14 protein-coding genes are annotated in these 17,324 nt (G+C 69.3%); 3 read left to right on the top strand and 11 right to left on the bottom strand.

Going from position 1 to position 17,324, the window contains the following annotated elements; all coding sequences use genetic code 11:
- Positions 1-102: 102 nt before the first annotated feature.
- The 8 genes from recN to H1Q64_RS07655 form a co-directional block, all read right to left on the bottom strand.
- Entirely contained in the window at positions 103-1,773 is a 1,671-nt protein-coding gene (gene recN / locus H1Q64_RS07690) for a DNA repair protein RecN (RefSeq protein WP_237903048.1), read from the bottom strand.
- 8 nt (positions 1,774-1,781) lie between these two features.
- Positions 1,782-2,600, bottom strand: a complete 819-nt coding sequence (locus H1Q64_RS07685; protein WP_014241237.1) for an outer membrane protein assembly factor BamD — start codon at positions 2,598-2,600, stop codon at positions 1,782-1,784.
- A gap of 155 nt (positions 2,601-2,755) precedes the next feature.
- Positions 2,756-3,493 (bottom strand): protein phosphatase CheZ, encoded by a 738-nt coding sequence (locus H1Q64_RS07680; RefSeq protein WP_035675428.1) that lies wholly within the window; start codon positions 3,491-3,493, stop codon positions 2,756-2,758.
- A gap of 200 nt (positions 3,494-3,693) precedes the next feature.
- Positions 3,694-4,812, bottom strand: a complete 1,119-nt coding sequence (locus tag H1Q64_RS07675; RefSeq protein WP_237903047.1) for a protein phosphatase CheZ — start codon at positions 4,810-4,812, stop codon at positions 3,694-3,696.
- Between the two features lie 3 nt (positions 4,813-4,815).
- Complete coding sequence (locus H1Q64_RS07670; RefSeq protein WP_014241240.1) at positions 4,816-5,181, bottom strand: chemotaxis response regulator CheY; 366 nt, start codon at positions 5,179-5,181, stop codon at positions 4,816-4,818.
- 365 nt (positions 5,182-5,546) lie between these two features.
- Positions 5,547-7,577 carry an aminopeptidase P family protein gene (locus tag H1Q64_RS07665; RefSeq protein WP_237903046.1) on the bottom strand — a complete coding sequence of 677 codons (2,031 nt, stop codon included), beginning with the start codon at positions 7,575-7,577 and terminating at the stop codon, positions 5,547-5,549.
- Between the two features lie 109 nt (positions 7,578-7,686).
- Positions 7,687-8,148 (bottom strand): TerB family tellurite resistance protein, encoded by a 462-nt coding sequence (locus tag H1Q64_RS07660; RefSeq protein WP_237903045.1) that lies wholly within the window; start codon positions 8,146-8,148, stop codon positions 7,687-7,689.
- Positions 8,149-8,215: 67 nt separating this feature from the next.
- Positions 8,216-9,130, bottom strand: coding sequence for a 50S ribosomal protein L11 methyltransferase (locus H1Q64_RS07655; RefSeq protein ID WP_237903044.1), 915 nt, complete (start codon positions 9,128-9,130; stop codon positions 8,216-8,218).
- Between the two features lie 293 nt (positions 9,131-9,423).
- On the opposite strand from H1Q64_RS07655, the gene H1Q64_RS07650 reads away from it, so the two are divergent.
- A complete protein-coding gene (locus tag H1Q64_RS07650; RefSeq protein ID WP_237903043.1) occupies positions 9,424-10,545 on the top strand; it encodes a PDZ domain-containing protein in 1,122 nt (373 codons plus the stop codon).
- 39 nt (positions 10,546-10,584) lie between these two features.
- Here H1Q64_RS07650 and H1Q64_RS07645 read toward each other — a convergent pair whose 3' ends face one another.
- Positions 10,585-11,781 carry a hypothetical protein gene (locus H1Q64_RS07645; protein WP_237903042.1) on the bottom strand — a complete coding sequence of 399 codons (1,197 nt, stop codon included), beginning with the start codon at positions 11,779-11,781 and terminating at the stop codon, positions 10,585-10,587.
- 136 nt (positions 11,782-11,917) lie between these two features.
- Positions 11,918-14,269, bottom strand: a complete 2,352-nt coding sequence (locus tag H1Q64_RS07640) for an ATP-dependent helicase (RefSeq protein WP_237903041.1) — start codon at positions 14,267-14,269, stop codon at positions 11,918-11,920.
- A gap of 562 nt (positions 14,270-14,831) precedes the next feature.
- On the opposite strand from H1Q64_RS07640, the gene H1Q64_RS07635 reads away from it, so the two are divergent.
- Complete coding sequence (locus H1Q64_RS07635) at positions 14,832-15,521, top strand: LuxR C-terminal-related transcriptional regulator (protein WP_237903040.1); 690 nt, start codon at positions 14,832-14,834, stop codon at positions 15,519-15,521.
- Between the two features lie 247 nt (positions 15,522-15,768).
- Entirely contained in the window at positions 15,769-16,431 is a 663-nt protein-coding gene (locus H1Q64_RS07630; RefSeq protein ID WP_419468831.1) for a LuxR C-terminal-related transcriptional regulator, read from the top strand.
- Between the two features lie 29 nt (positions 16,432-16,460).
- On the opposite strand, the gene H1Q64_RS07625 is transcribed toward H1Q64_RS07630, so the two are convergent.
- A complete protein-coding gene (locus H1Q64_RS07625; protein ID WP_237903038.1) occupies positions 16,461-17,231 on the bottom strand; it encodes an alpha/beta fold hydrolase in 771 nt (256 codons plus the stop codon).
- Positions 17,232-17,324 lie beyond the last annotated feature (93 nt).

Genomic DNA, 17,324 nt, shown 5'->3' with positions numbered 1-17,324 from the left:
CAAGCCAAACTTCATCTTGGGCGCGGCGCCCGGTTGGGCGCTCCGGCGAGCGGATGAACAGGGAAAGCCCATTCATCCGCTCGCCGGAATCACGGTAACGGACTACCCCCGTCCGGCGATCAGGCTGTCGGCGGCGGCGCGGGCCTCGGCGGTGACGGTGGCGCCGGACAGCATGCGGGCGATCTCCTCGCGGCGGTCGTCCCCGTCCAGCTCGACCACGCCGGTCGTCACCTGCTCGCCCTTCACCGACTTCTGCACCTTGAGGTGGATGGAGCCGCGGGCGGCGACCTGCGGGCTGTGGGTGACCACGAGCACTTGGAGCCCCTGCCCGAGCGTCTTCAGCCGCTCGCCCACCGCGGCGGCGACGGCGCCGCCGATGCCGGTGTCCACCTCATCGAACACCAGCGTGCCGACGGTCGAGGTCTGCGCCAGAACCACCTTCAGCGCGAGCATGAAGCGCGCCAGCTCACCGCCGGACGCGATCTTGTTCAGCGCGCCGGGGGGCGAGCCGGGGTTGGTGGCGACCTGGAAGGCCACGCGGTCCATGCCCGACGCCGTCCAGTCCGACTCGTCGGCCAGCGGCTCGACCAGCGTGCGAAACTTCGCCTTCTCCAGCTTCAGCGGGGCGAGCTCGGCGGCGACCGCCGTGTCCAGGCGGCCGGCGGCCTGCTGGCGCTCACGGCTCAGCGACTCGGCGGCCTTGCGGTAGGCGTCGCGGGCGACCTCGGCCTCGCGGGCGAGGCGGGCCAGCAGATCGCCCTGATCCTCGATCAGCAGCAGCCGGTCGGCCATGTCCTTGCGCAGGGGGGCCAGAGCATCGACGTCCACCCCGTGCTTGCGGGCGGCGGCGCGCAGGGCGAACAGCCGCTCCTCCAGCTTCTCCAGGGCCTGCGGGTCCATATCCACATCGGAGGACACGGCCTGGAGACCGGCGATGGCCTCACCTGCCTCGGTGGCGGCGCGGTCGAGCGCGGCGATGACCGGGTCGAGCTTGCCGGCGGCCTTGTCGGCGATGCGGCTCAGCGTGCGGATGGCCGAGGACAGGGCACGCTCCACCCCGCGGTCGCCCGACAGCTCCCCATAGGCGGCGTTCAGGGCGTCGACCAGCTTTTCCCGGTGCATCAGCACGGCGCGGGTCTCGGCCAGCTCTTCCTCCTCGCCCGGCTTGGGGGCGAGGGCATCCAGCTCGGCCACGGCGTGGCGGAGATACTCCTCCTCCGAGCGGGCGCGGGCGATCTCGGCGGCGGCGTTGGCGCGCGCGTCTTCGACCTGCCTCCACGCCCGGTGCGCGGCGGCGACCTGGGCAGCCTGGCCGGACAGCCCGGCGTAGGCGTCCAGCACGCCGCGGTGGGTCTGCGGATTCAGGAGGCCGTGGGTGTCGAACTGGCCATGGACCTCGACCAGCTCCTCGCCCAGCCGCTTCAACAGGCCGACGCCGACCGCCTGGTCGTTGACCCAGGCGCGGCTGCGCCCGTCGGCGCTGACGGTGCGGCGGACGACCAACCGCTCCTCGGGGTCGAGCCCCTGCTCCCTGAGGATGGCGAGCGCCGGATGGTCGCCGGACAGATCGAACTCCGCCGTCACCGACGCCTGATCGGCGCCATGGCGGACGAGGCCCGAATCGGCCCGCGCACCGAGCGCCAATCCCAGCGCATCGAGCAGGATCGACTTGCCCGCACCGGTCTCGCCGGTGAGGACGCACAGGCCCTTGCGGAAGCCCAGCCCCAGCCGTTCGATCAGGACGACGTCCCTGATCGTCAGCGACGCCAGCATGGATCGTCCTAGAACAGGGAGCTCCAGGCTCTGCTGATCCAGGACTTCTCGTTTCGCTCCGGACGCACGTTGGCGTCCACCAGCAGTGCGTAGCTGTCCGTGTACCATTCGCTGCCGGGGAAGTTGTGGCCGAGCACGGCGGCGGCGGTCTTCGCCTCGTCCGTGATTCCCAGCGCCAGATAGCACTCCACCAACCGGTGCAGCGCTTCAGGGACGTGGGAGGTGGTCTGGTAGTTTTCAATCACCGTGCGGAACCGGCCGATGGCGGCGGTGTACTGACCCTGCTTCAGATAGAAGCGCCCGACCTCCATCTCCTTGCCGGCGAGATGGTCGTTGGTCAGGTCGATCTTGATCTTGGCGTCGCGGGCGTACTGGCTGTCCGGGAAGCGGCGCACGACCTCCGACAGCGCGTCGAGCGCCAGACGGGTCATCCGCTGGTCGCGGCGGACGTCGGTGATCTGCTCGTAATAGGACAGCGCCCGCATGTAGTAGGCGTAGGAGACGTCGGGGCTGCCCGGATGGAGCTGGATGTAGCGGTCGAGCGCCAGGATCGCGTCGTCGTACTTCAGGTCCTGGTAATGGGCGTAGGCCGCCATGATCTGCGCCTTGCCCGCCCATTCGGAATAGGGGTGCTGGCGCTCCACCTCGTCATAGAGCTTGGCGGCCACCTTGAACCGCTCTTCCCGCATGGCGGCGTCGGCCTCTTGGTAGATCTGCTCGGCCGGACGCTCGACATACTGGTCCTCGGGTTTGGTCGAGGAGCAGGCGGTCAGGGCGGAAGCCAGGAGGAGGGCCGCAAGCGGCAGACGGGAAAAACGGCAGGGCATGGTCGTCGCGATGCTTTCGAAGTTGGCCCTATATAGCACGCCGGGGCGCGGGGGCGGCAAGCCGCTTCGGCGAACAAATTTCGAACCTCGCCGTCACGGTGCGACCCGGCGCTCGGCGCGGAGGGCCGGAATGGGACGCCGGTCGGCCGAACTGATCAGCCGAACAGGGCGTCGATGTCGGCCTGGCTGATGTTGCCCATCTCCTGATGGTCGGCCGGGCCGTGCAGCTCCAGCGTCTCGTCCATCTTGGTGACGGTGGGCGGCAACGGCATCGCCTCGAACTCGCGCTTGTTCCAGTGGCTCATCATCGCGTCGACGCGCTCTTCGATGAAGGACAGGGCGCGGACGACCTTGGTGATGCGCTGGCCGGTCAGGTCCTGGAAGTTGCAGGCCTCGTAGATGCGGACGATCACGTCGTTCATGTCGTTGACGCGGTCGGCGTGGTAGCCCTCCGGCAGCGACGACTTCAGCTCGTGAACGACCTCCTCCAGCTCCTCGGCGCAGGCCATGATGGTGTTGGTCGCGGCCTCCGTCGCCGAGACGACGGCGTTCAGTTCCTGCGACGCCTGCACGAACTTGTCGTCGCCGGCCAGCGGGTGGCGGATCGCCGCCATCTCCACCTTGGTGGCCTTGATCCGGCCCGAGATGTCGGCGATCTCGACCTGGATCTGGTCGATCTGCTGGGCGTCCATGGTCAGGAAGCGGTCGAGCTTCGCGCCGAGATCGCTGATGGCGCGGATGACGTCGCTGTTGTCAACGGCGACCGGGCCGGACGGCAGCGACGCCAGCGCCGGCGCCAGGGCGGAGGCGTCATCCACCACCGCCTGATAGGGATTGCCGGTCCGACGGGCCTTCTGAAGCTCCGCCATGAAGGGTTTTGAGAGATTCCTCATGCGGGCTGCGCCTCTTTCCGAGTGGACGTCCGGGGCATCCGCGCACGCCGGCCCGTCTGGTCAGGACTGCCCGCCAAGGCCGGCATCGGCCCGGCGGGCGACGATCGTCATAACAAACTTCATGTCCCAATGCGCCCGCCGATTGGAGCGGCGGCAACTCTTCACAAATCCGACGCCGAACCGTCTTGTTGACCGTGAGGTCAGCCGAACAGGGCGTCGATGGCCGCCTGATCCAGCGGTGCCGGAGGCTCGTCCGCCGCGGGCGACGGGGCGGCCGCCGGCTTGGCAACCGGCTTGGGTGCCGCCGGTTTCGGGGCGGGCTTGGCCGCCGAGGCGGGCTTCGGCACCGGCTTCTTGGCGGCGGGGGCCGGCGGAGCCGGGGCCGGAGCGGGAACCGGACTGTCGAACAGGCTGTCGATGTCCGCCTGGCTGGCCTTCGCCGGAGCGGCCGACGCGGGGGCCGGGCTGTCGAACAGGCTGTCGATGTCGGCCTGACTCGCCTTGGCTCCAGTCTGGGCCGCGGCCGTCGGAGCGGGGGCCGGAGGCGGAGGGGGCGGCGTTTCGGGAGCCGGCGGCGGAGGCGGTGCCGCCATCGCCGGACTGTCGAACATGCTGTCCACGTCGGCTTGGCTGACGCCGAGGCCGTCGAGCTGGGGACCGTTCAGCAGATGGGAGTCCGGCCGGGTGTCCGTGTTCTCCTGCGCGATCTGGAGGCCGGCGAGCTTCTCGACGCCCCAGATGTTGATCATCGCGTTGACCCGCTGCTCGATGTAGCGGAGCGCGTTGACCACCTTGCTGGTGCGCTGGCCGGTCAGGTCCTGGAACGAGCAGGCGGTGAAGATGTTCGTCACCTCCCCCTCGATCTCGGAGCACAGGCCGGGGTCGGCGCCATCCGCCTTCAGCTTGCCCGACAGATCCATCAGCCGTTCGGCGGCGTTCAGGATCTCGAAGGACGCGCGTTCGGTCGAGATGACGATGGCGTCCAGTTCGTTGGTGGCCGATGTGATCTTGTCGCCGCCGCCGTCGGGCGGACGCAGGGCTGCGACCTCGCGCCGCGCCTGCTCGATGGAGGCCGCCATCTCCATCAGTTCAAGCCGCAGCACTTCGACGTGCTTGGCCGCTTCCACCACTTCGTTCTGCTGATGCCAGGAGTTGCGGAACTCCAGCAGCATGCTGCGCACCTCCTCCGCCGCGGCCCCATGGGCCCGGCGGTGGAAGCGGCGCAGGAAGGCTCGCCCCTTGGTCGTGCGGGCGATCGCTTCCTCGATCTGGTCGAACTCTTCCTCGGAAAGCTGCGGAAGCTGATCCAACCCAACCACTCCTTACCCGCCGATGACGGCCTGGATCTTCTGCTTCAGGGTATCGGCGTTGAAAGGCTTGACGATGTAGTTGTTCACACCGGCCTGCTTGGCGGCGATCACGTTCTCGGTCTTGCTTTCGGCGGTGACCATGATGAACGGGGTCGAGGCGAGCTTGGCGTCGGCGCGGATCTCCTTGAGGAGCTGCAGGCCGGTCATCGGCTCCATGTTCCAGTCGGAAATGATGAGGCCGAACTTGCTCTCGCGCAGCTTCTGCAGGGCCGAGACGCCGTCGCCGGCCTCGTCGATGTCCGTGTAGCCGATCTGGGTCAGGAGGTTCCGCACGATGCGCCGCATGGTGGCGTAGTCATCGACGACAAGGATCTTCATCTACGCGTCTCCGCATTCTTCCGTTGCTAGGCCCCGGCCCGGCGTTCAGCCCGCCCGGCGCGGCATGGCGTGCGCCGAGGTCGGGCTGGTCCGACTGTGATGCCTTAAGTCTGCCGAAAAGTCATCCCTCACGGCCACACTGACGTACGCCCGTAAATATCGGGTTACCAAGACTGCCGAATTTGCGCCTCGCCCCGATGCGATGAGGCATCGCTCCAAGGCACGGACACGCGTCCGGCGGCGGTCCGATCAGACATACCCCTGCGCCGGGTGGGGACCTTGCCAGATTTCACAGGCGAACGCACGGGCTGATTCTCGCTCCACACACCCCTCCGCCAGCAATGGTCCACCCCGGGCCATTCCCCTCAAACGATGATCGGAGAGGTCGCCTGCCTCAACCAATGAGACACTTCCACATCTCCCTCACCCGCGAGCCGCGGCTCCAGCGCCTCGCGCACCTGTGTGTGGTAGGCGTTCAGCCAACCGATCTCTGCCTGGGTCAGCAGCGCCGGCTCGACCAGATTGCGGTCGATGGGGGCCAGGGTCAGCACCTCGAACCCCAGCATGGGCCGCTCCGCCATGGGCAGGTCGAGCGGCTGGACGACGATCAGGTTCTCGATGCGGATGCCGTAGGCGCCGGTCTTGTAGTAGCCGGGCTCGTTGGACAGGATCATGCCGGGCTGCAGCGCCACGCTGTTGGGCACCTTGGAGATCCGCTGCGGCCCCTCATGCACCGAGAGGTAGCTGCCCACCCCGTGGCCGGTGCCGTGGTCGTAGTCCAGCCCCAGCGACCACAGCGGCAGGCGGGCAAGCGTGTCGAGCTGCGACCCGGTGGTGCCGCGCGGGAATCGCGCCGTGCTGACGGCGATGTGCCCCTTGAGGACCAGCGTGAAACGCTCCCGCATCTCCGGGGTCGGCGCGCCGATGGCGATGGTGCGCGTCACGTCGGTGGTGCCGTCCTGATACTGGGCGCCGCTGTCCAGCAGGAACAGGCTGCCCGGCTCGAGCCGGCGGTCGGTCGCCACCGACACCCGATAATGGACGATGGCGCCGTTCGGCCCCGCCCCGGAGATCGTGTCGAAGCTGAGGCCGCGGAAGCGGTCGTTGGCGCGGCGGAAGGCCAGCAGCCGCTCCGCCGCCGCGATCTCCGTCACGGTGCCCGACGGCGCCTCCTGCGACAGCCAGTGCAGGAAGCGGACGAGCGCCGCGCCGTCGCGGATGTGGGCGGCGCGGGTGCCGGCCAGCTCCGCCTCGTTCTTGCAGGCCTTGGGCAGGGCGCAGGGATCGGGGTCGCGCTCCAGCTTGGCGCCGGCCATGTGCAGCCGGTCGAAGATCCAGGCCGAGGTGCTGGCCGGGTCGGCCATCACCTTGCGCCCCTCGCGCCCCAGCCCGTCGAGCGTGGCGCCCAACTCGTCCGGGGCGCGCACGGCGACCTGGTTGCCGAGATGGAACTCCACACCCGGCGCCAGCTTGCGGCGGTCGATGAACAGGTCCACCTGCGCGTCGTCCTTCAGGATCGCGAAGGACAACGGCAGCGGCGTGCAGGGCACGTCCGCTCCGCGCAGGTTGAGCAACCAAGCGATGGAGTCGGGCTGGGTCAGCACCACGGCGCCGATTCCGTTGCGCGTAAGGTCACCGGCAATGCGGGTACGCTTGTCGGCGGCGCTCTCCCCGGCGAAGACAAGGTCCTGGGCGACCACCGCGGCCAGCGGGGGCGGCGGCTGGTCCGTCCACACGCGGTCCACCGGGTTGTCCGGGCAGGGTACCAGCGACAGGCCGATGCGCTCCAACTGCTGGCGGGTGCGCTCCACCCAGCCGGCGGTGTGCAGCCACGGGTCGTAGCCGAGCCGTCCCCCGCGCGGCAGCGCCTCTCCCGCCCATTCGGTCAGCGGATCGTCGACCAGATGCCGGTATTCGTAGAGTTCGCCCGACACCTCCGTCTGGACCTGGAGGGTGTAGCGCCCGTCCACGAAGATGGCGGCGCGCTGCCGTCCCACGACGGCGTGGCCGGCCGATCCGGTGAAGCCGGTCAGCCAGGCAAGGCGCTGGGCGCGCGGCGGCACATACTCACCCTGATGCTCGTCGCCGCGCGGCACGATGAAACCGTCGAGGTCAGCGCGCGCCAGGACGCCGCGCAGGGCGGCGATGCGGGCGGCGTAATCCGGCACCGCAGCGGGACGGCTATCGGCGATTTCGGCCTTCAGGGCGCGGAGCTGCCCGGCGAGATCCTCTGGGAGCCGCACCCCGACCAGAACCATCCAGCCGTCGGGGTCCTCCCCCTCCGGCGCGGCGAGCACCCCGGCGACGAGGCTGCGGATGTCCGCGGGGGTTTGGGGCAGGCCCGCTTGGGCCAGAAGCTGCGCCAGGGTTTCGTCGCCGCGGTAAGCGCTGGACACGGGGGCTGATCCTCATCCGGTGAAGCCGTCCGCGACAGGCTAGGCAGGGACGCCCCACCGCGCAAGCGCGGGAAAGGGCATAGCCGCGCGATGGCCCCGGCGGGACGCCTTACAGCCCCGAATCGTCGGGCAGGCCCAGCCGCTCCAGGACGCGCTTGCGGGCGAGGCCGCGGTCGACGTCGGGAACGTGCAGCAGGCCGCCGATGCGGCGCAGCAGGTTGGCTTCGAGGTCGTTCAGCTCGCCGTCGGCGTAGGCGACCTCCCACAGCATCTCGATGATCCACAACCGCTTGTCCGGCGGGCAATGGTCGTTGATCACCGTGACGTAGCGGTAGTAGGGCGAGGCACCCTCCGTGTCGAAGACGGCGGCGGACAGCAGGTCCTGCGCCTCCTCCTCGCTCAGGTGGAAGTGGCGGCGGGTGACGTCGAGGATGCGCTCGCGCTCCGCCTGGGAAATGGTGTTGTCGGTGCGTGCGGCCTCGACCAGAAGGGCGGCGGCGGCGGCCTCCAGCCTGTGGCGGTCGTCGCCGGGGTCGTTCTCCTGGAACAGCGTCCTGATCCGGTTCAGCATCGGTCCTCCGCGGGTCGTCCATACATCCGGAAGACATTGGCGACGGGAGGACCGAAATCCAGGGGCTTCAGCCCTTTACGGCCTTCCGCTTCGGGCGCTTCACCACAAGGGTGGTCCATTCGCCGACCGGGATGCGCGCGACCAGATGCAGGCCCTGCGTGCGGTGCGCCTGGATGACGTGGCGCTCCTGCCGGTTCAGCAGGCCGGCCAGAACGGCGACGCCGCCGCGCTGCAGGTGGCGCTTCAGTTTCGGCGCCATGCGGGCCAGCGGGCGGGCCAGGATGTTGGCGGTGATCAGGCGGTAGGGCTTGTGCTTGCCCACGATGGCGGTGTGGTAGCCGTCGCCGCCCTGCGAGCGGATGCGGGCCTTCACCCCGTTGAGCGCGGCATTGACGCGGGTGACGCGCACCGCCTCCGGGTCGATGTCCACGGCAGTGACCGGCACCCGCCAGCGCTTGGTCACCGCCAGCGCCAGGATGCCCGAGCCGCAGCCCATGTCGAGCGCCCCGCCCCGTCCGACACGCGGCAGGCTCATCCGGCGGGCCAGCCGGTCCAGCGCCATCAGACAGCCTTTGGTGGACCCATGCTCGCCCGTGCCGAAGGCGGTGGCGGCGTCGACCAGCAGCGGGATGCTGCCCGCCGGGACGATGCCCTCATGGTGGGAGCCGTGGACGAAGAAGCGCCCGGCCTGGATCGGCGGGAAGCCCTGGTAGCTGTGCGACACCCAGTCGATGAGAGGCAGTTCCTCGACAATCAGCTTGGGTTCGGGGATGCCCATGGCCTCGGCCAGCACGGCGACGCGGGCGTTCAGCCGCGGCTCGTCCGGCTGCCCGTAGACCGTCGCCTCGACCAGCCAGTCGCCGTGCTCCTCCAGCTCGAAGGTGGACACCGCGTCGGCATGATCGCCAATCGCCTCGGCGAACGCGGGGGCGTGGGCTTCGGGAATGACGAGCGCGATGCGCCAGAGCTTGGAGGAGGACATGGGGAAGGTCGCCGATGATGGGGTGGTCATTGTCTGGTGGGAGACTTAACCACAGAGACGCGGAGACACAAAGATTTCCTGCGGCCGGACGCACGGCTCCATCGCCGCACAGGGTTGCCGCAGCCGGGAACGGGTCGGCCGGGCTGGATCGACCGCCGCGTGCGGCGTTTTGGCCGACGCAAGCTCGGCACAGGCTTTCCGCCGCTTTTCTTACCACTTTTGAGCGGGCACACTGCACCTGGGGATAAGCGGACCGAGGGTTGCGCAAGAGCTACACGGGGGAGACGGGCTTGATGCAGCGCGTTTGCAAGGCGGCCAGGGCATGGATGGCGGCGCTGGTGGCGGTTTCGGGAGCGGCGACGGTGTCGGGCTGCGCGCTTGATCCGGTCGGGCTGGCGGTCGGGGCGGCAAGCTCGGTGTCCGGATCGGAGGCGTCGATGACGGCCGATGTCGCGTCCGCCTATCGGGGCACGGACTGCCCAACGCTGGAGGCGCTGCTGAAAGCCTACAACGACCCGTTGCCCACTCTGAGCGGCAGCGAACGCCAAGCGCAGATGATCCATATCACCGCGGTGCGACAGCTCATGGCGGAGCAGCGCTGCCCGGCGGCGGGCAGCGCTGCGGCGGCGGGTGCGGGCTCCGCTTCGGCGCCAACCGGCACCGCCGGACCCGGCACGGCCGGTCCCGCCGCGGCACCGGCGGCGGCGCGCGAACCGCAGGGGGCGATGGGTGCGGCCGTGAGCCCGTTGACCGCCCAGCTGGCGCAGACGGTGGGGCTGGAGGTGCCGCGCGGCCTGCTGGTGACGGCGCTGATGCCGGGCAAAGCGGCCGAACTGTCGGGCATCCGCGGGGGTGACGTGATCCTGGAGGTGCGCGGCGTTGCGGTGGACGATGCGGTGCAGATGCGCCGCGTGCTGGGCGCGGTGCCCAGCGGGCAGAGCGTGCTGGTGAAGCTGTGGCGCGCCCGCGAGTTGCGCGAGTTGATCGTCGGCCCCATCACCAGCACCACCCCGGCGCTGCCGCCGGGCGCGGCGTACGCCGATGCGCCGGTCCTGCCCGCGGCGCCGGTGCGGGAGCGCTTCTGCGTGGCCCAGGCGATCGGTTCGGGCCTGTTCGCGAGCGGGCTGCACTCGCCGCTGTTCACGGTGCGCAACGACGGCAGCGAGGCGGAAAGCGCCAAGCTGGCGACAGCCTTTTTGGAGGCGGCGCGGAAGGCTCAACCCGGATACTGGCTGGCGCCGCACCCGCGGCCGACCTGCACCCGGGACTCCAAGGTCTGCACATCGGCCAGCGCCGACTCCGACGTGCTGATGATTCTGTGCGAGACGGACCGCGAGACGGGTGCGGAGATCTACGAATCGCTGCGGCGGGACAAGCCGCTGACGGAACTGCCTTGGTCGCCGTCGGCGCCGTGAAGCGATGCCCGCTCCGATCCGGCCCTGCCGACACCCTGCTCACCGTCCCGACAGCCGGTCCGCGATGTCGTGCATCCCCTGCTCGCGCAGGATCGCCTGACGGTGGCGGATCAGGCGGCGGGCCAGCGCCTTCTCCACCTCGGCGCCGCCAAGCAGGCGCCCCTGCGGATCGCGCAGATGGGTGGCGAGGTGGTCGGCCAGCAGCGCCTCCTTCTTCGGGTCGCGGCGGTCGAGCGGCTGGGTGCCGTTCAGCGATTGCTGGATGCGCTCCAGCAGAACGGCGCGGCAGCACGGCGCACGCCCCTGGACGATCAGCGCGCCGATGTGAGCCAGCAGGGGGCTCACCGGCTCGCTCTTCGGCTGCGGGTCGCGGCCCAGGATCAGGTCGGCCAGAGCGCACAGCCCCAGAGCGAGGTTCGGCTGCGCGCCGAGAAGCTCCTTCACCAGTTCGGCGGAGCCCAGCGCATCGGCCATCACCCCGTCGAGCACAGCGAGGTGCCGCGGCTCCACGTCCGGCCCGATCAGGTCGAGCAGCATCTCCAGCTTGCCGGCCAGCGAATTGCGGTCGGCCAGATGGAGGGTGAGCTGGCTGAGGAAGGCGAAGTCGTGCCCCTCCTCTCCCACCGCGGCGGCAAGGACCCGGCTGGACCGGGACAGGTCGGCGGGATCGAAGGCCGGCAGGGCCTTGCGCTCGGCCTGGAAGTCGCGGGCGCGCGCCATCACGACGTCAGCGAAGGCCCGCAACTCGCGCGCCCGCGCCGGAACCGCGACGCCATGCCGGTCCGCGTGGTGGCGGGCCACCGCCTGGAGCGCCGCGCCCAGCAGAAGGCCCTGCTCGTCGAGCTTGCGCAGGTAGGTCCAGGAATGGAGGAGCTCGGTCGGGGTGATGCGGAACTTGTCGAGGAAGGGGCGCAGCAGCCGGCCGGTGACCACCCGCGACTCGAACCTGTAGAGATCGCCGGGGGCCGTGCAGAAGGGCGCGCCCTCCGCCGTGCCGCCCAGCGCCATGGGCTTGTCCTTCACCACCGGAACGGCCTTCTGGAAGATCACCGTCTCCAGCGACAGCCCGGCCAGCGAGCGGAACTTGATGGCCTTGACCTCCTCAACCCCGCTGACCGCCAGCCAACTGCGGGCGGAGGCCAAGGCCCGGCGCTCGTCGTCGTAGGTCCCCTCGATGGTCCAGCGCCCCTCGCGGCGGATCTGGACCTCGAACGCGGTGCTGCTCTTGCCGAACACTGGGCGGGTTCCGTGGCTGTGGGCGCGCTGTCTGGACCCCACCAGTAGCCGAACGCCGCCGCCGAACCTGTGACGACCGTCACCGCGAGGGGCCGCTGCGGCAATCGGTCACCCTGCCTTGGCCATCCCGCCTGGGTCAGCCCGCCTTCTCCGCTGGCACCACGAAGCTGTCCATCACCTTCTTGCTGCCGGCCTGATCGAAGTCGATCTCCAGCTTGTCCTGGTCGACCGCCGTGACGGTGCCGTAGCCGAATTTCTGGTGGAACACCCGCGCCCCCTTCGGGAAGGGCGCGTTCGGACGGGCGCGCGGGGCGACCTGATAGGAACCGCTGTCCAGCGTGATGGTCCGCGGCGACGGGGGCTGCTGCCGGCCTGCCGCCTGCTGGCCGGCGCGGAAGGCGGCGTAGCTCGACGAGTCGCGAAAGCTCCCTCCACCACCGAAGCCGCCGCCGAAGCCGTTGCCGGCGTTGCCGCCGGGGTAGAGGCCGCTCGCCGCCTCCGCCTCGACGTCGCCGCCGGGGATCTCCTCGACGAAGCGGGAGGGGATGGCGCTGACCCAGTTGCCGTAGAGCCGTCGGTTGGCGGCGTGGCTGATGTAGGCCCGCTTGCGCGCCCGGGTCAGCCCGACATAAGCGAGGCGGCGCTCCTCCTCCAGCCCGGCGATGCCGGTCTCGTCCAGCGCACGCTGGTTGGGAAACACGCCCTCCTCCCAGCCGGGCAGGAAGACCATGTCGAACTCCAGCCCCTTGGCGCCGTGCAGGGTCATCACCGTGACCTGATCGACGCCGGCGGCCTCGGCGTTCTCCATGACCAGGGCGACATGCTCCAGGAAGCCCGACAGGTTCTCGAACTCCGCCATGGCGGTGATGAGTTCCTTCAGGTTCTCCAGCCGGCCCGGCGCCTCGGGCGTCTTGTCCTCCTGCCACATGCGGGTGTAGCCGGACTCGTCCAGCACCATGCGCGCCAGTTCGGTGTGCGGCATGGTCGCCGACAGGGTGCGCCAGCGGAAGAAGTCCTGAAGCAGGTTGCGCATCACGCCACGCACCTTGGGCTTCAGCTCGTCCGTCTCGGTCAGCGCCCAACCCGCCTCGGTCAGCGGCATCCCGCGCGAACGCGCCGCCTGATAGAGGCATTGCAGGGCCGCCGGGCCGACGCCGCGCTTGGGCACGTTGACGATGCGCTCGAAGGCGAGATCGTCGTCAGGGGAGTTGACGACGCGCAGATAGGCCATCGCGTCGCGGATCTCCTGCCGCTCGTAGAAGCGCGGGCCGCCGATCACCCGGTAGGGCAGGCCCAGCGTGATGAAGCGTTCTTCGAACTCGCGGGTCTGGAAGCCGGCGCGGACCAGCACGGCGATCTGGGCGAGCGAGACGCCCTGGCGCTGCAGCGCCTCGATCTCGTCGCCGACCCAGCGGGCCTCCTCCTCGCCGTCCCAGACGCCGCGCACGCGCACCGGCTCGCCACCGTCGGCCTGGGTCCACAGCGTCTTGCCGAGCCGCCCCTTGTTGTTGGCGATCAGGCCGGAGGCCGCGGACAGAATGTGCCCGGTGGAGCGGTAGTTCTGCTCCAGCTTGACCACCGTGGCGCCGGGGAAGTCGGCCTCGAAGCGCAGGATGTTGCCGATCTCGGCGCCGCGCCAGGCATAGATCGACTGGTCCTCGTCGCCGACGCAGCAGATGTTCTTGTGGGCCTGCGAAAGGATGCGCAGCCACAGATACTGGGCGACGTTGGTGTCCTGATACTCGTCGACCAGGATGTACTTGAACTTGCGGTGGTATTCCGCCAGCACGTCCGGGTGCTTCTGGAACAGCGTGATGTTGTGCAGCAGGAGGTCGCCGAAGTCGCAGGCGTTCAGCGTGCGCAGCCGCTCCTGGTACGCGCGGTAGAGCGCCACCACGCGCCCGCCGGCCACGTCGCCGCCATCGCCCTCGTTCAGCCGGTCCGGGGTCAGGCCGCGGTCCTTCCAGCGCTCGATCACGCCCAGCACCTGCCGCGCCGGCCACTTCTTGGAATCGACGTTCGCCGCCTCCAGAAGCTGCTTGATCAGGCGGATCTGGTCGTCGGTGTCGAGGATGGTGAAGTTGGACTTCAGCCCCACCAGCTCGGCGTGGCGGCGCAGGATGCGCGCGGCCAGCGCATGGAAGGTGCCCAGCCACCAGCCCTCCGGCTCGATCCCCACCAGATGGGCGACGCGCTCCCGCATTTCGCGGGCGGCCTTGTTGGTGAAGGTCACCGCCAGGATCTGGAAGGCGGCGGCGCGGCGCGTCATCAGCAAATGGGCCAGCCGGGTGGTCAGAACGCGCGTCTTGCCCGTGCCGGCGCCGGCCAGCACCAGAACCGGGCCGTCCATGGCCTCGACCGCCTCGCGCTGCACGGGATTCAGCCCGTCCAGATAGGCGAAACGCTGCGCCGGCGCGGGGGCCGGGGCGCCCGCTTGGCTGAGGGGATCATGGCCCAGCGGATCGTCGTAGGCGTAGGGATCGGACATGCGGCACCGGAGTTCCTGGGTGGGCTCTCCCGCGGTCGGGAGACGCCCTTCATCGAATGAGGACACCGTATATAGCACGCCCCCCGGCGCATCGAACCCCTTCCCTTGACGGAACGGCCGGGACGCTCCGCCAATGGGCATGGAACTAGGCCCATGGGCCAGGATGAACTCTGCCCGCACTATGTCCGACACCATAGCGCTTGTCTTATCACAATCGCTCGAAGTCACATCGACCATAGGATCCCAAGAATCATCCACAGTCACAGACAAATCACAGGCTGAACCGAATTCAGGACCGATTGATTATTCCAGGTGAGACATTCGTGAACGGTTCGTTGGACGGTTTGTCTTATTTCGGCTTAGGGCATATGCCCATTGCGAGACATAATTTTTCCTTTGGGGAAATTTTCTGTTCCGCAAATCCGGGGTAAGGTCCAATCAGATCGTGGCACCCCGGAACCAAACGGACAGCCGCGGAGAGCGGCCCTCCCCCCGGACCGGATGTCCACGGAGGCGCCAGACGAACGACCAAATTGAAACAAACAGAGGGCGGGTAGGAACAATGGACCCCGTGAACGTTTTCCTGATCGACGCGAACAAGCTCTTCCGCGAAGGCATGAAGCGTCTGTTCGAGAACACGCCCTTCAAGGTGATGGGCGAGGCCGGCACCCTGCGCGAGGGCGTCCCCGCGGTCGAGGCCGCGGGCACCCAGCCCGACTTGGTCCTCATCGACCTCGTCAACGGCGGCGAGGATGAGGCCGACCAGCTCCGCGCCCTGCGCGACGGCCACCCCGGCATCCGTGTCGTCATCCTGACCACCGACCTGTGCACACGCCGCCTGTCCGGCGCGCTCGGCGCCGGCGCCCACGGCTACCTGATGAAGGACATCGCCTGCGAAGCGCTGATGCAGTCGCTGAAGCTGGTGATGATGGGCGAGAAGGTGTTCCCGACCCATCTGGCCGAGCTGCTGATCAACGGCCGCAGCGAAGAGCTGGCGACCGAGGTCCCGGCCCGCCGCAAGGGCCTGTCCCAGCGCGAGATCCAGATCCTGCGCTGCCTGCTGAACGGCAACTCCAACAAGATGATCGCCAACCACCTCCACATCACGGAGGCCACGGTGAAGGTCCATCTGAAGAGCCTGCTGCGCAAGATCAACGCCTCCAACCGCACCCAGGCGGCGATCTGGGCGCTGAACAACGGCATCGGCGACCAGCCGGCGGAAGCCGCCGGGGTCAGCGCCAACGTGGTCTGATCCATCGTCTTGCGGTTCTGCCTTCCCGGCATCCACAGCGCCGGCCGCGCCATCCCGCGGCCGGCGCTGTCGCATCCGGAGCACCCGCTTTGGGTGCGACGACACGCCATAAGTGGTGCGCCATAGGACCAAAGGCCCTCTTCCGCCTCGAAATGATGATGGCTATTTCGGCAATACGCTCCGAATTTGTTTGGATCGCAGCCCCGACACGATGAGCATCATGGAATACAGCGCGGAAAAGCCGACCCTGAACGTTCTGCTTGCCGACGATCACCTGCTGTTCCGGGACGGGCTGCGGCGTCTGCTCGCCCAGTCGGACGACAGCATGGTGTTTCACGAGGCCGGGACGTTCGACGACGTCCGCCGCCTGTGCGACGGCGCCATCGCCTTCGACCTGATCCTCCTGGATCTCGGCATGCCGGGGTGGAACGGCTTCTCGCTGCTCGGCGAGATCCACCAGCGGCTTCCCAAGGCGCTTCTGGTCGTGGTGTCGGGGTCGGAGAAGCGGTCGGACCTGCTGGCCGCGCTGGAAAACGGCGCCGCCGGCTTCATCCCGAAGTCGAGCAGCGCGAAGGTGATGATGGGTGCCCTGCAGCTGGTGCTGGCCGGCGGCGTCTATCTGCCGGAACAGGCGATCCGCGGCGACCGGATGGCCGACAGCGCGCCGCACGCCGGCAACGGTGCGGGGGACGCCGGTCCGCTGGGCTCCCTGGCCGACGGGGCGGGCGACCAGCTGACCCCGCGCCAGCGCGACGTGCTGAACCGCCTGCGCGACGGCAAGTCCAACAAGCAGATCGCGCACGAGCTGGGCCTGACCGAAGGCACGGTGAAGGTGCATGTGACGGCGATCCTGCGCCAGCTCGGCGTGCGCAATCGGACCCAGGCGGCGATCACCGCGAACGGTCTCTGACCGGACGCCCTTTTCCGTGCCTGCTCCGCTCAGGCCCCTCCCCGCTCCACCGAAGCGACCAGCGCGGCCAGAGCGCCGCGGATGGGTGCTTCGTGCTTGGCGGGCAGAACCTGCTGACCGGGAACGGTCACCACCGTCAGGTTGCGGCAACCGGTCAAGCGCTGCTCCAGAAAGGACGCGCCCGCAAAGCCGTCCGGCACGTCCTTCCCCTGCACCAATGTGACCGGCACACGGACCGCGTCGAGCGCGGGCGCCATGGCCTGAAGCTCCGCCGCGCTGTCGCGGACGACCGGTGGCAGGATGCGGGCGGCGATGCGGCGGAACACGCCCGGCCGGGCCGTCTCCTCGGTCATCGGGTCGATCAGCAGAAGGCCGCCGATCAGTTCCGGAAATTCCAGCACGGCCCGCAGCGCCACCGGCACGCCGTTGCCGCAACCGATCAGCAGCGGCTTGCGCGAACGGCGGAGCGTCAGCAGCGGGCGCAGCGCCGCCGCCGGCACGCCGGGGTCGCCGCCGCGCAGGCGGGAGGCGCCGCTGATTGGCGCCGGATCGGGACGCGGCACGGCCACCCACTCCTGCCCGGCCGGGACGGCGCGCAGCAGGCGGGTCCAGGCCCGGGATTCGCTCGACGCCGCATGGACCAGGATGATGCGCCGTCCGGCGGAATCGCCGGCGACGACGCAGCCCGGCGCCACCTCCCGCGATGCGCCGCAGCGTGACGTCGGCGCCTCACCGGGCGACGACGGCACGATGCCGAACGCGGCCCCCGCGGGCCGCCCGGCGCTGCTGTGTATGGTCAAGGCTCCGCTCCCCGATTCCCGAACACGTCGCGGAGATCGTCTCCGCCGATTGACAGGGAGCCTAATGGAGGGTCTGCAGCCTTGTCCCGTACC

Origin of the sequence: Azospirillum brasilense, assembly GCF_022023855.1 — a bacterium.
GTDB classification, from domain to species: Bacteria; Pseudomonadota; Alphaproteobacteria; order Azospirillales; family Azospirillaceae; genus Azospirillum; species Azospirillum brasilense_F.
This window is presented reverse-complemented; position numbering and strand designations above follow the sequence as displayed.

Bases quoted from the DNA above. Each gene is read 5' to 3' on its own strand.
- H1Q64_RS07655 (WP_237903044.1), bottom strand. From the start codon at position 9,130: ATGTCCTCCTCCAAGCTCTGGCGCATCGCGCTCGTCATTCCCGAAGCC.
- H1Q64_RS07635 (WP_237903040.1), top strand. From the start codon at position 14,832: ATGGACCCCGTGAACGTTTTCCTGATCGACGCGAACAAGCTCTTCCGC.
- H1Q64_RS07680 (WP_035675428.1), bottom strand. From the start codon at position 3,493: ATGAGGAATCTCTCAAAACCCTTCATGGCGGAGCTTCAGAAGGCCCGT.
- H1Q64_RS07685 (WP_014241237.1), bottom strand. From the start codon at position 2,600: ATGCCCTGCCGTTTTTCCCGTCTGCCGCTTGCGGCCCTCCTCCTGGCT.
- H1Q64_RS07660 (WP_237903045.1), bottom strand. From the start codon at position 8,148: ATGCTGAACCGGATCAGGACGCTGTTCCAGGAGAACGACCCCGGCGAC.
- H1Q64_RS07650 (WP_237903043.1), top strand. From the start codon at position 9,424: ATGCAGCGCGTTTGCAAGGCGGCCAGGGCATGGATGGCGGCGCTGGTG.
- H1Q64_RS07670 (WP_014241240.1), bottom strand. From the start codon at position 5,181: ATGAAGATCCTTGTCGTCGATGACTACGCCACCATGCGGCGCATCGTG.
- recN (WP_237903048.1), bottom strand. From the start codon at position 1,773: ATGCTGGCGTCGCTGACGATCAGGGACGTCGTCCTGATCGAACGGCTG.
- H1Q64_RS07640 (WP_237903041.1), bottom strand. From the start codon at position 14,269: ATGTCCGATCCCTACGCCTACGACGATCCGCTGGGCCATGATCCCCTC.